The 13373-nt window shown below is 70.9% G+C and carries 8 protein-coding genes; 7 read left to right on the plus strand and 1 reads right to left on the minus strand.

Translation table 11 applies throughout. The features are described from left to right. The first annotated feature begins 145 nt into the window (after positions 1–145). Together OG276_RS12035 and OG276_RS12040 are read left to right on the plus strand one after the other, a co-directional pair. On the plus strand, positions 146–2893 hold the full coding sequence (locus OG276_RS12035) for a lysylphosphatidylglycerol synthase transmembrane domain-containing protein (protein ID WP_266912726.1): 2748 nt from the start codon (positions 146–148) through the stop codon (positions 2891–2893). Positions 2894–3140: 247 nt separating this feature from the next. Next, positions 3141–4373 (plus strand): acyltransferase, encoded by a 1233-nt coding sequence (locus OG276_RS12040; RefSeq protein ID WP_266904740.1) that lies wholly within the window; start codon positions 3141–3143, stop codon positions 4371–4373. 46 nt (positions 4374–4419) lie between these two features. On the opposite strand, the gene OG276_RS12045 is transcribed toward OG276_RS12040, so the two are convergent. Beyond that, positions 4420–5160, minus strand: a complete 741-nt coding sequence (locus tag OG276_RS12045) for a YwiC-like family protein (RefSeq protein WP_266904742.1) — start codon at positions 5158–5160, stop codon at positions 4420–4422. Positions 5161–5389: 229 nt separating this feature from the next. Here OG276_RS12045 and OG276_RS12050 point away from each other — a divergent pair, with 229 nt between their 5' ends. Genes OG276_RS12050 through OG276_RS12070 form a run of 5 tightly spaced genes read left to right on the plus strand, consistent with a single transcriptional unit; the run spans position 5390 to position 13314 of the window. Next, positions 5390–9103, plus strand: coding sequence for a nitrate reductase subunit alpha (locus tag OG276_RS12050; protein ID WP_266904744.1), 3714 nt, complete (start codon positions 5390–5392; stop codon positions 9101–9103). Positions 9104–9138: 35 nt separating this feature from the next. After that, complete coding sequence (gene narH / locus OG276_RS12055; protein ID WP_266904746.1) at positions 9139–10659, plus strand: nitrate reductase subunit beta; 1521 nt, start codon at positions 9139–9141, stop codon at positions 10657–10659. Between the two features lie 11 nt (positions 10660–10670). After that, a complete protein-coding gene (gene narJ, locus OG276_RS12060) occupies positions 10671–11375 on the plus strand; it encodes a nitrate reductase molybdenum cofactor assembly chaperone (RefSeq protein ID WP_266904748.1) in 705 nt (234 codons plus the stop codon). Further along, positions 11375–12100: a respiratory nitrate reductase subunit gamma gene (gene narI, locus OG276_RS12065; protein WP_266904750.1), complete on the plus strand. Its 726-nt coding sequence runs from the start codon at positions 11375–11377 to the stop codon at positions 12098–12100. The genes narJ and narI overlap by 1 nt, the downstream gene beginning before the upstream one ends. Then, entirely contained in the window at positions 12097–13314 is a 1218-nt protein-coding gene (locus tag OG276_RS12070; RefSeq protein ID WP_266904752.1) for a TIGR04053 family radical SAM/SPASM domain-containing protein, read from the plus strand. The genes narI and OG276_RS12070 overlap by 4 nt, the downstream gene beginning before the upstream one ends. Positions 13315–13373: the final 59 nt, after the last annotated feature.

A 13373-nucleotide genomic window follows, 5' to 3' on the forward strand; every position in this document is an offset into this window, starting at 1 on the left:
ACCATCTTCCGGGCGGTGACGCGTGATACGTGATCAAGAAGAGACGGAAGTGACGGGAAAGGAGCAGGGTGTGAGTCCTCCGGACGGCGCGACGGCGAACGACGGCGCGCGCCCAGACGAAGGCCCGCCACAGGGCCCCGAGGACATGCACGCGGACCTGCCGCCGGCTCCGCCTCAGGCCAACGCCAACACCAAGGCCCAGGCCAACGCCAAGGCCCAGGCCCCGGCCGACGCCCTGGTCCCCGCCCCGGCCCCCGAGGACGACGAGACCCCGCACGGCCACACCCCGACGGCCGCCGACCAGGTCGAGGTCGACGAGCCGCTGCTCGCCGCCCGCGTGCACCGCCCCTCCGACCTGGTGCGCCTCCTCGTCGGGATCCTCGGCATCGCCGTCGTCCTCGCCATCGCCGCCTTCGCCCACGGCACCACCGCGGGTCTGGAAGCCGACATCAGCAACGGCACGGGCCAGGCGCCCGACGTGCTGATCAAGGTCGCCGGGCTGGTGTCCAGCATCGCCGTGCTCCTCGTCCCGGTGGCCTTCGCCATCGAGCGGCTGATCAAGCGCGACGGACTGCGCATCGCCGACGGCGTGCTCGCCGCCGTCCTCGCGCACGGGGTCACCCTCGCCACCGACCTCTGGGTCTCCCAGGCCGCGCCCGCGACCATCCAGGAGGCCCTCACCCGTCCCACCATGGCCGACGGGGCCCTCACCGATCCGGTGCACGGCTACCTCGCGCCCGTGATCGCGTACATGACCGCCGTCGGGATGACCCGGCGCCCGCGCTGGCGGGTCGCCCTGTGGGTGGTCCTGCTGCTGGACGCCTTCGCGATGCTGGTCGGCGGCTACACCACCCCCTTCTCGATCATCCTGACCGTGCTGATCGGCTGGAGCGTCGCGTACGGAACCCTGTACGCGGTCGGCTCGCCGAACGTCCGCCCCACCGGGCAGAACCTGCTCGCGGGACTGCGCCGGGTCGGCTTCCAGCCGGTCAGCGCGATGCGCGCCGAGTCCCCGGAGGGTCCCGACAGCACCGAGGTCAGCGACCGCGGGCGGCGCTACCACGTCACCCTGGAGGACGGCCCGCCCCTCGACGTCACCGTCGTGGACCGGGAGCAGCAGGCCCAGGGCTTCTACTACCGGGTCTGGCGCCGCCTCACGCTGCGCGGGATCACCACCCGGCGCAGTCTGCAGTCCCTGCGCCAGGCGCTGGAGCAGGAGGCGCTGCTCGCGTACGCGGCCATCGCCGCCGGAGCCAACGCGCCCAAGCTCATCGCCACCTCCGAGCTGGGTCCGGACGCCGTGATGCTCGTCTACGAGCACCTGGGCGGCCGGAGCCTGGACTCGCTGGCCGACGAGGAGATCACCGACGAGCTGACCCGCAACGCCTGGCAGCAGGTACGGGCCCTGCAGTCCCGGCGGATCGCGCACCGGCGGCTGACCGGGGACGCCCTCGTGGTGGATCGTTCCGGCAGCGGCAGCGGCGACGACCCCGCCGGGGCCACCATCACCCTGACCGACCTGCGCGGCGGCGAGATCGCGGCCGGCGACCTCGTGCTGCGCATGGACATCGCGCAGCTGCTCACCACCCTCGGCCTGCGCGTCGGCGCCGAGCGCTCGGTCGCCTCGGCGGTGTCGGTGCTCGGCCCGGACGCGGTGGCGGACTGTCTGCCGCTGCTCCAGCCGATCGCGCTGAGCCGCTCCACGCGGGCGACGCTGCGCAAGCTGGCGCGGGAGCGGGCGGACCGCGAGCGGGAAGCCGTACTGGAGTCCTCGCGGGCGGCGAAGGCGGCGCGGGAAGCCGCCTCCGGGCCGGCCGGCGCGCGCTCCACCGCCGAGAAGAAGGCCGAGAAGAGGGCCCTGGACGACGCGCTCGACGGGGCCCGCGAGGAGGATCTGCTGAGCCAGATCCGCCAGCAGGTGCTGCTGATCCGTCCGCAGGCACCGGTGGAGCCGGCCCGGCTGGAGCGGATCCGGCCGCGCACGCTGGTGTCCTTCATCGCGGGAGCGATCGGCGCGTACTTCCTGCTGACCCAGATCACGCACGTCAATTTCGGGGACCTCATCGGCAAGGCGCAGTGGGGCTGGGTCGGGGTGGCGCTCGCCTTCTCCGCGCTCAGCTACTTCGCGGCGGCGATGAGCCTGCTGGGCTTCGTACCCGAGCGGGTGCCGTTCCTGCGGACCGTACTGGCCCAGGTCGCCGGATCCTTCGTGAAGCTGGTGGCTCCGGCCGCGGTCGGCGGGGTCGCGCTGAACACCCGGTTCCTCCAGCGGGCGGGCATCCGGCCCGGACTCGCGGTGGCCAGCGTGGGCGCCTCGCAGCTCTTCGGGCTGGCGAGCCACATCCTGCTGCTGCTGTCCTTCGGCTATCTGACGGGGACCGAGAAGACCCCCGAGATGACCCCGTCGAGGACGGTCATCGCCGGTCTGCTGACGGTGGCCGTGCTGGTGCTCGTGGTCACGGCCGTGCCCTTCCTGCGCAAGTTCGTGGCGACCCGGGTGCGGGCCCTGTTCGCGGGAGTGGTCCCGCGCATGCTGGACGTGCTCCAGCGGCCGCAGAAGCTGCTGACCGGCATCGGCGGGATGCTGCTGCTGACGGGCTGCTTCGTGATGTGCCTGGACGCCTCGATCCGCGCCTTCGGCGGCGGCGAGGCCATCAGCTACGCGAGCATCGCCGTGGTCTTCCTGGCCGGCAACGCCCTGGGCTCGGCCGCCCCCACGCCGGGCGGCATCGGAGCGGTGGAGGCCACGCTGACGCTGGGCCTGATCGCGGCGGGACTTGACGGGCAGGTGGCGGGCGCCGCGGTGCTGATGTTCCGTCTGATGACGTTCTGGCTGCCGGTGCTGCCGGGATGGATCTCCTTCAACTTCCTGACGCGCAAGGAAGCGATCTGAGAAGGCCCGGTATGGTCGGAAATTCCCACCTTTAGCGGACGCTTTCCGTACGGCGGCGAAACTCGTCGCCCCGCGCAAGGCCCCTTCCCACGGGGAGCCGCGCCGCGGAGCCCCCATCCGGGGCCGTGGCCGGAGCCGGAAACCGACCGGTTATTCTCGGCTGTCAACCATCGTGGTCGAGCGCCGGTCATCCTTTCGGCCGATGATCCGATCCCGATCACGGGGCAGTCGAGGGAAGAACCACATGATGTCCTCCACAAGAGGCATGCGGGGCATCCGCAGGCCCGCCGAGGGGCGCGCCCGTCCCAGGCTGTACATCCTGGACGGTCTGCGACTGGTCGCCGCTCTGATGGTGGTCCTGTACCACTACACCGTGCTCTGGGGCGGGTGGGGGCACGACCCCCGGACGATCTTCCCGACCCTGCACGACATCAGCCAGTACGGCTGGCTCGGCGTCGAGGTCTTCTTCCTGATCAGCGGTTTCGTCATCTGCATGAGCACGTGGGGCCGGCACCTCGGTGACTTCGCGGTGTCCCGAATATCGCGGCTCTTCCCCGCCTACTGGGCCGCGATCATCCTCACGACCCTCGTGGTCAACCACTGGCCGGAGGTCCGCGGTGACCGGACCCTGGACGAGGTGCTGACGAACCTGACGATGCTCCAGAAGGGTCTCGGCGTGAGGCACGTCGACGACGTCTACTGGACCCTGTTCATCGAGCTCAAGTTCTACCTGCTGTTCGCGCTCGTGGTGGCGGGCGGCGTCACGTACCGCAAGTGCGTCCTGTTCTGCGCTCTGTGGACGGTCGCGGGAGTCGCCTCCGTCGCGGCCGCCGGCAACAAGGTCCCCGCCTCGGCCTTCGGCCAGCTGCTCGACATGTGGGCGATGCCGCTGTACTCGCCCTACTTCGTGGCGGGCATCGCCTTCTACCTGATGCACCGCTTCAAGCCCACCGCGGCGCTCTGGGGCATCGTCGGCGTCTCGTTCCTGCTGGCCCAGCACTCGCTGGTCCTGCGGCTGCCCGATGCCGTGTCCGGCGACAGCGGCCCTCCGGCCTGGCCGGGCCGACTGATCATCGGGGTCGCCTTCGTCCTGATGGCCCTGATCGCGCTCGGGGCGTTCAACTGGATGCAGTGGCGCTGGCTGACCACGGCGGGCGCGCTGACCTACCCGCTCTACCTCGTCCACGAGAACATCGGCTTCGTCATCATCCACGAGTTCAGGGGCCGGATCCCGGCGCTCGTCCTGGTGGCCCTGACGGCGGTCGCGATGATGCTGCTGGCCTACGCCATCCACCGGGTCGTCGAGCGGCCACTGGGCAAGGTGCTCGCCAAGAAGCTGCGCGGCGCGGTGGAGGAGCTCCGGCTGAACACCCCGCTCCCGGGCCGGCGGCCCGTACCCCCCGCCGCTGTGGTCCGGCCCGAACCGCAGCCGCAGCCGCAGCACGAACCGAAACTGATGCCGGAGCAGGAGCGCGTCTGACGCGCGCAGGCCGGCCGTCCGACAGCCGGGCGGCCGGACGCCCGGCCTAGAAGAGCAGCAGGAGCGACACCAGGAGGGCCGCCGAGCAGACGAGCTCGACGGCTCCGACCAGCGGCACCCTGAGCCCCCGCCCGGGGAGGGCGATCGCGCGGGCCAGGTAGGCCGCGAAGGGCAGGGCCAGCCAGGGGGAGAGGCAGGCCGCCAGGGCGGTGGCCGCCGCGTGGTAGGTCACCGAACCGCGGTAGTACGTACGGGAGCTCCGCTCCCTGATCATCGTCTTGACGTACGGGACCGTGCCCGCGAAGTACAGCAGGCAGGCGGCGGCCGGCGCCCAGGGCGTCCCTCCCCCGCCCAGCCGCACCGCCACCAGCAGCATCCCGCACGCCGGGACCACCGCGACCAGGCCGTTGGCCAGGGCCCGCTCGCGGTTGTGCAGCGCGAACCGGCAGTTCACGGCCACGAAGGGCGCCGCCGCCGCGCCCGCGAGCAGCAGCCAGGGGTGGAGCACCGCGAGTGGGATCCCCGCCAGGGCGGTCGCCGCACCGAGGACGAGTGCCGGGCGGACGTGCCGCCGCGCCACCTGCGGGCGCCGGGCCGCGACCCTGCGCAGGCGCAGCCACTGCTGGGCGTGGAAGACCGCCGCGTAGCCGAGGAGCCAGGCCGCCAGGAGCAGGGCGTGCTGCCATCCGGGCCGCGGCGAGAGGAACGTGCCCGCGAGGAAGGGCACCGTGAGCATCGCCCACGCCCCGTGCTGGTCCGGGATCCAGGAGGCCTTCTTCGGCGGCACGCTCCCCAGCCTTCCGCTAATTGGTATTCGGGCGCGTAATTTTCCGGCCGCGCACCGGAGTTGGACCTTTCCAGCGTGGCATCCACTCGGCCTGTGAAATACCGGAATTAGGTCACGCCCGTACGGGACCTTTGTCATCGGATTCGCCTCCGCGCCGGGCGTAGCGTCGTGTCTGGGTCATCTTGCCCGGACCCCACGCACGCCTTTTATTCCGGCCTGGAGGGTCGCCTTGCACGAGCGCCACGTACGCGACGGACGCGGACACCAGGACGCCGCCGAATCTCTGATCAAGGCCGGCAGCTTCTTCAGGACCGCCGAGGTCTCCGACGACCTGCGGACCGTCCACCACACCGGCGGCCGCGCCGCGGAGGCCTTCTACCGCGACCGGTGGAGCCACGACAAGGTCGTCTACTCCACCCACGGCGTGAACTGCACGGGCTCCTGCCGGTGGAAGGTCTACGTCAAGGACGGGATCATCACCTGGGAGACCCAGTCCACCGACTACCCCTCCGTGGGGCCGGACAGCCCCGAGTACGAGCCCCGCGGCTGCCCGCGCGGCGCCTCGTTCTCCTGGTACTCCTACTCCCCCACCCGGGTGCGCTACCCATACGTGCGCGGCGCCCTGCTGGAGATGTACCGCGAGGCCAAGGCGCGCCTCGGCGACCCGGTCGAGGCCTGGGCCGACATCCAGGCCGACCCGGTGCGCCGGCGTACGTACCAGCAGGCGCGCGGCAAGGGCGGGCTGGTCCGGGCGACGTGGGAGGAGGCGACGGAGATCGTCGCCGCCGCGCACGTGCACACGATCAAGGAGCACGGTCCGGACCGGGTCGCGGGCTTCTCGCCGATCCCGGCGATGTCGATGGCCTCGCACGCGGCCGGCGCCCGCTTCCACTCGCTCATCGGTGCGCCGATGCTGTCCTTCTACGACTGGTACGCCGACCTCCCGGTCGCCTCCCCGCAGGTGTTCGGGGACCAGACGGACGTCCCGGAGTCGGGCGACTGGTGGGACGCCGCGTACCTGATGATGTGGGGCTCGAACGTCCCCGTCACCCGTACCCCGGACGCCCACTGGATGGCCGAGGCCCGCTATCGCGGCCAGAAGGTCGTCACCGTTTCCCCGGATTACGCGGACAACACCAAATTCGCCGACGAATGGATGCACCCGCACCCCGGTACGGACGGCGCGCTGGCCCTCGCGATGGGCCATGTCATCCTCAAGGAATTCTTCGTCGACAAGCAGACCCCCTTCTTCACGGATTACGTCCGCCAGTACACGGACCTGCCCTTCCTGGTCTCCCTCACCGAAACCGAACAGGGCCTGGTTCCGGGCAAATTCGTCACCGCCGCCGATCTCGGCCACGACACCGAGAACGCGCAGTGGAAGACGGTCCTGATCGACGACGTCACCGGCGAGCCCGTCGTCCCGAACGGCACCCTCGGTCACCGCTGGGGCAAGAACGAGAAGCCCGAGTGGAATCTCGAACTCGGCGACACCGTCCCGCGCCTGACCCTCCACGACGCCGCCGGCGAGAGCGCGGAGATCACCCTCCCCCGCTTCGAGGACGACGAGCAGGGCGTGGACCAGGACGGGAAGCCGCGCGGCACGATCCGCCGCGGCGTGCCCGTACGGCGCCTGGCGACCGCCGGCGGGGAGCGGCTGGTCACCACCGTCTTCGACCTGATGCTCGCCCAGTACGGGGTCGGCCGCGAGGGCCTGCCCGGCGTGTGGCCCACCGGCTACGAGGACGCGAGCGCCCCGGGCACCCCCGGCTGGCAGGAGTCGCTGACTTCGGTCCCGGCGGCCCAGGCGGCGCGCGTGGCACGGGAGTTCGCGCAGACGGCGGAGGACTCCAAGGGCCGCTGCATGATCCTGATGGGCGCGGGCACCAACCACTGGTTCCACTCCGAGACCATCTACCGTTCCTTCCTCGCGCTGCTCACCCTCACCGGCTGCCAGGGCCGCAACGGCGGCGGCTGGGGCCACTACGTCGGCCAGGAGAAGTGCCGCCCGGTCACCGGCTGGGCCACGCTGGCCGCCGCCTCCGACTGGTCGCGCCCGCCGCGCCAGATGATCGGCGCGGCCTGGTTCTACCTGCACACCGACCAGTGGCGCTACGACACCCTGCCGGCCCAGGCGCTCGCCTCCCCGCTCGCTTCCGGTGCCTTCGAGGGCATGACGGGCTCGGACTGCCTGGCGGCGAGCACCCGGATGGGCTGGATGCCCTCGTACCCGACCTTCGACCGCAACTCGCTGGAGCTGGGCGAGGCCGAAGACCCGATCGCGGAGACGGTTCGCCAGCTCAAGAGCGGCGAGCTCGGCTTCGCCGGCGAGGACCCGGACGCCCCGGGGAACTGGCCGCGCGTGCTCAACGTGTGGCGGGCCAACCTGCTGGGCTCCAGCTCCAAGGGCAACGAGTACTTCCTCAAGCACCTCCTGGGCACCCACTCCAACCTGCCCGAGGACGGGCCGCGCTGCACGCCGAAGGACGTCACGTACCGGGAGGAGGACGTGGAGGGCAAGCTCGACCTGCTCATGTCCATGGACTTCCGGATGACGTCCACGACGCTGCTCTCCGACGTGGTGTTCCCGGCGGCCACCTGGTACGAGAAGCACGACCTGTCCTCCACGGACATGCACCCCTTCCTGCACGCCTTCACCCCGGCCGTGGACCCGCCCTGGCAGGCCAGGTCGGACTACGACGCCTTCAAGGGCCTGGCCGAGCGCTTCGGCGAGCTCGCCAAGACCCACCTGGGCGTGCGCAAGGACCTGGTCGCCACCGCCCTGCAGCACGACACCCCGGGCGGCGAGATGGCCCAGCCGGGCGGGGTCGCGCTGGACTGGTCGAAGGGCGAGTGCGAGCCCGTACCGGGCCGGACCATGTACAACCTGGCGGTCGTGGAGCGGGACTACGGGGCGGTCGGCGAGAAGTTCGCCGCACTCGGCCCGCTCGTCGACAAGCTGGGCGTGACCACCAAGGCGGTCACCTTCGACGTGGCCGAGGAGATCGCCTACCTCGGCGCGAAGAACGGCACGGTCCGCGGCGGCGTCGCCGACGGCCGCCCGCGCCTGGAGACCGCCCAGCAGGCCTGCGAGGCGATCCTCTCCCTGTCCGGCACCAGCAACGGCCGCCTCGCCACGCAGGGGTTCGAGACCCTGGAGAAGAAGGTCGGCACCCCGATGGCCCACCTGGCCTCCGAGGCCGAGGGCAAGCGGATCACCTTCGCCGACACGCAGGCCCGCCCGGTCCCGGTGATCACCTCGCCGGAGTGGTCGGGCTCCGAGTCCGGCGGGCGCCGGTACACGGCCTTCACGATCAACACCGAGCACCTCAAGCCCTGGCACACCCTCACCGGCCGCCAGCACTTCTTCATCGACCACGACTGGCTGCACGAGGTCGGGGAGTCCCTCCCCGTCTACAAGCCGCCGCTGAACATGCACACCCTGTACGGGGAGCCCGAGCTCGGCACGGTCGACGAGAAGGCCAAGTCGGTGGCCGTCCGGTACCTGACCCCGCACAACAAGTGGGCGATCCACAGCCAGTACCAGGACAACCTCTACATGATGACCCTGGGCCGCGGCGGCCAGACGGTGTGGATGTCCCCGCAGGACGCCGACGCGATCGGGGTCGCGGACAACGACTGGATCGAGGCGGTCAACCGCAACGGCGTGATCACCGCCCGCGCGATCGTCTCCCACAAGATGCCGCCCGGCACGGTCTACATGAACCACGCGCAGGAGCGCACGGTCGGCGTCCCCAAGACGGAGAAGACCGGCCGCCGCGGCGGCATCCACAACTCGCTGACCCGGGTGATGCTCAAGCCCACCCACCTCATCGGCGGTTACGCCCAGCTGACCTGGGCCTTCAACTACCTCGGCCCGACCGGCAACCAGCGCGACGAGGTGACGGTCATCCGCCGCCGCGACCAGAAGGTGGAGTTCTAATGGTGCCCCGTCGCGAAGCGACTATCGGACGCGTCATGGCCCAAGTAGCCATGGTCATGAACCTCGACAAGTGCATCGGCTGCCACACCTGCTCGGTCACCTGCAAGCAGGCGTGGACCAACCGGCAGGGCACCGAGTACGTCTGGTTCAACAACGTCGAAACCCTCCCCGGCCAGGGTTACCCGCGCCGCTGGGAGGACCAGGAGAAGTGGAAGGGCGGCTGGGAGCGCACCCGCTCCGGCAAGCTCCGCCTCAAGGCGGGCGGCCGCCTCGCCAAGCTGGGCAAGATCTTCGCGAATCCGGACCTGCCGGAGATCGACGACTACTACCAGCCCTGGACCTACGAGTACAAGAACCTCACCGAGGCCCCGGCGGGCGACGACATGCCCACCGCCCGGCCCGTCTCCCAGCTCACCGGCGAGCCCATCGACAAGATCGAGTGGGGTCCGAACTGGGACGACAACCTCGGCGGCGCGCCCACGCACGCCCCGCAGGACCCGATCATCGAGAAGATCCGCGACGAGGTCGGCGAGAAGATCCGCTTCGAGTTCGAGCAGAGCTTCATGTTCTACCTCCCGCGGATCTGCGAGCACTGCCTCAACCCCGCGTGCGTCTCCTCGTGCCCCTCCGGCGCGATGTACAAGCGCGAGGAGGACGGCATCGTCCTGGTCGACCAGGACCAGTGCCGCGGCTGGCGGATGTGCGTGACCGGATGCCCGTACAAGAAGGTGTACTTCAACCACCAGACCGGCAAGGCCGAGAAGTGCACCTTCTGCTTCCCGCGCATCGAGGTCGGCATGCCGACCGTGTGCTCGGAGACCTGCGTCGGCCGGATGCGCTACCTCGGCGTGATGCTCTACGACGCCGACAAGGTGACCGAGGCGGCCGCGGTCGAGGACGAGCACGATCTGTACCCCTCCCAGGTGGAGTGCTTCCTGGACCCCGCGGACCCCGCCGTGATCGCCGCCGCCCGCGCGGCCGGCATCACCGACGAGTGGCTCGACGCGGCCCGCAACTCCCCGGTCTACGACCTGATCGCCACCTACCAGGTCGCCCTCCCGCTCCACCCGGAGTACCGGACGATGCCGATGGTCTGGTACGTGCCGCCGCTCTCCCCCGTCGTCGAGGCGGTCGCCGCCACCGGCAGCGACGGCGAGGACGCCGGCAACCTCTTCGGCGCCATCGAGTCCCTGCGCATCCCCGTCGAGTACCTCGCGGAGGTCCTCACCGCCGGCGACACCGTGCCGGTGGAGGCGGTGCTGCGCCGGATGGCGGCGATGCGCGCCTACATGCGCCGGGTCAACCTGGGCGAGGAGCGGGACGAGTCGATCGCGCGGGCCGTCGGGCTGTCCGGGCAGGAGATGGAGGACATGTTCCGCCTCCTCGCCATCGCCAAGATCGAGGACCGCTTCGTGATCCCCAGCGCCGCGCGGGCCGAGGCCGAAGCGCTCGCCGACTCCCACCCGCTGAACGACACGGATCAGGGCTGTCCCGTGAGCGCCCTGCCCGAACCCCGGGTGATGCTCAACCTCGGTGATACCAGGAGGCGTTCGTGATCCGGCAACCGATGAGTGGCGATGCACTGGTACGACTGGTCGCGGGCTGCGTACTGCAGTACCCCGGCGACCACTTCCACGACGAACTCCCGCGGCTCCGTGCGGCCCTCGCCGGGGCGCCCGCCGAACCGGCCGCGCTGCTCGGCGCGTTCCTCGACGAGGCCGAGCGGCAGACCCCGATCGAGCTGTGCTCCCAGTACACCTCGACCTTCGACACCCGCAACCGGCGCTGCCTCTACCTCACCTGGTGGGTCGACGGCGACACCCGCCGGCGCGGGCTGTCCCTGGTCCGGCTGAAGCGGATCTACCGGGACTTCGGGCTGGAGTTCGCGGGCGAGGAACTGCCCGACTTCCTGCCGGTGGCCCTGGAGTTCGCCGCCCGCGAGGAGGAGGCCGGCACCGAGCTGCTCCAGGAGCACCGGGCCGGGCTGGAACTGCTGCGCCTGGCGCTCACCGAGTCCGGGTCCCCGTACGCCCGGATCCTGGAGGCCGTCTGCGCGACGCTGCCCGGACCCTCCCCCGAGACCAAGGCGGAGGCGAAGGCCCTCGCATCGAGCGGGCCGCCGCAGGAGCTCGTGGGCGCGGGCTCGGCGCTGGAGCCCTTCGGGCCGGGCCTGGACATGCCGGCCGACCTGCCCCTCGGAGCCCCGACCGACCTCCCCTGGCCCACGTCGGCTTCCGCCGCTTCCCTAGCCTCCGAAAGGATGCCCGCCTGATGGACCTCCTCCTGTGGGGCGTACTGCCGTACGTCTCGATCGCGCTGCTCATCGCGGGCACGGTCTGGCGGGCCCGCTTCGACAAGTTCGGCTGGACCACCCACTCCTCGCAGCTGCACGAGTCGCGGCTGCTGCGCATCGGCTCGCCGCTCTTCCACTTCGGCATGCTCTTCGTGGTCGTGGGCCACGTGGTCGGCCTGCTCATCCCCAAGAGCTGGACCGACGCGGTGGGCCTGAGCGACCACGCGTACCACCTGATGGCGCTCTCCACCGGCACCATCGCGGGCGTCGCGGCCGCCGTGGGCATCGGGATCCTGGTCTACCGGCGCTTCAAGGTGCCGGCCGTGCGCCGGGCGACCCTGCGCAGCGACCACCTGATGTACTCGTTCCTGCTCGGCGCGATGATCCTCGGGCTGACGGCGACCCTGCTGAACTCGGCCGGGATGACGGACGGTTACAACTACCGCGACGGCATCTCCGTCTGGTTCCGCAGCCTGTTCACCTTCACCCCGGACTACCACCTGATGGCGGGAGCCCCGCTCGCCTTCAAGATCCACATCCTGTTCGGCTTCACGCTGTTCGCGCTGATCCCGTACTCGCGCCTGGTGCACATGTTCTCGGTGCCGCTGAAGTACCTGTTCCGGCCGTACGTGGTCTACCGCAAGCGGGACCCGAAGCAGCTCGCCAACCGCCCGACCAAGCGCGGCTGGGAGCGGGTCTCTTGAATCCTCGCCCCACGCACACCGCCCGGCCCGCCCACACCGTCGTACGGCAGCCCCGCCACGCGGTCTCCGACCGGCCCTTCATCGTCATCTGGGAGGCCACCCGCGCCTGCCCGCTGGCCTGTCTGCACTGCCGGGCCGAGGCGCAGACCCTGCGCCACCCCGAGGAGCTCGACGGGGCGGACGCCCGGCGCGTGATGGACCAGATCGCCGCCTTCGGCAAGCCCAGCCCGCTCTTCGTGATCACCGGCGGGGACCCCTTCCAGCGCGCCGACCTCACCGACCTGATCGCGTACGGGACCTCGCTCGGCCTGCGCGTCGCGGTGTCCCCGTCCGGTACGCCGACGCTGACCCGGGAGAACCTCGTAGCGGTCCGGGAAGCGGGGGCCATCGCGCTCTCGCTCTCCCTGGACGGCTCCACGGCCGGGCGCCACGACGCCTTCCGGGGCGTGTCCGGGGTCTACGACTGGACGCTGGAGGGCTGGCGGGCCGCCCGGGAGCTCGGGCTCAAGGTGCAGATCAACACCACCGTCACCCGCGACAGCCTGGAGGACCTGGCCGACATCGCGGCGCTGGTCAAGCGCGAGGGCGCGATGCTGTGGTCGGGCTTCGTCCTGGTCCCGACCGGGCGCGGGGAACAGCTGGACTCCCTGACCGCCGCCGAGATCGAGGACGTCCTGCACTTCCTGTACGACTGCGGGGCGGTGATGGCCACCAAGACCACGGAGGGCCACCACTTCCGGCGGGTCGTACTGCAGCGCACCGTCCTGGACGCGCGGGGCGAGCGACCCGTCCTGGGCGCGCTGTACGAGCGCCTGACGGCCCGCGCCCGCGAGCTGGGGGTCTTCGACGGGGAGCGGCGTGCCGTGCGCCGGCCACCCATGGACGTCTCCTCGGGCCGCGGCTTCGTCTTCATCTCGCACACGGGCGAGGTGCACCCCAGCGGCTTCCTGCCCCTCTCGGCGGGCAACGTGAAGAACCACCCGCTGACCGAGATCTACCGGGGCTCGGCGCTCTTCACCAAGCTCCGCGACCCCTCGCTGCTGCGCGGCAAGTGCGGGGCGTGCGAGTTCAAGACGGTGTGCGGGGGATCGCGCTCCCGGGCGTACGGATTCACGCGCGACGTGCTCGAAGCGGACCCGTACTGCGCGTACGAGCCCGGCAGCTTCCCCTACCAGGAGGACCTCAGGGCTCTGACCGAAAGCATGAGGCGCTGACCCACCCCGCTCCCCTACGTTGAATACGGGAACATATCGACCACGGCCTGGGGGCCACG

Source organism: Streptomyces sp. NBC_00086, assembly GCF_026343255.1.
In the GTDB taxonomy this organism is placed as follows: Bacteria; Actinomycetota; Actinomycetes; order Streptomycetales; family Streptomycetaceae; genus Streptomyces.

Excerpts from the sequence above, each read along its gene's own strand:
- OG276_RS12035 (WP_266912726.1), top strand. The coding sequence starts at position 146 with ATGCACGCGGACCTGCCGCCGGCTCCGCCTCAGGCCAACGCCAACACC.
- narH (WP_266904746.1), top strand. The coding sequence starts at position 9,139 with ATGGCCCAAGTAGCCATGGTCATGAACCTCGACAAGTGCATCGGCTGC.
- OG276_RS12040 (WP_266904740.1), top strand. The coding sequence starts at position 3,141 with ATGTCCTCCACAAGAGGCATGCGGGGCATCCGCAGGCCCGCCGAGGGG.
- narJ (WP_266904748.1), top strand. The coding sequence starts at position 10,671 with ATGAGTGGCGATGCACTGGTACGACTGGTCGCGGGCTGCGTACTGCAG.
- narI (WP_266904750.1), top strand. The coding sequence starts at position 11,375 with ATGGACCTCCTCCTGTGGGGCGTACTGCCGTACGTCTCGATCGCGCTG.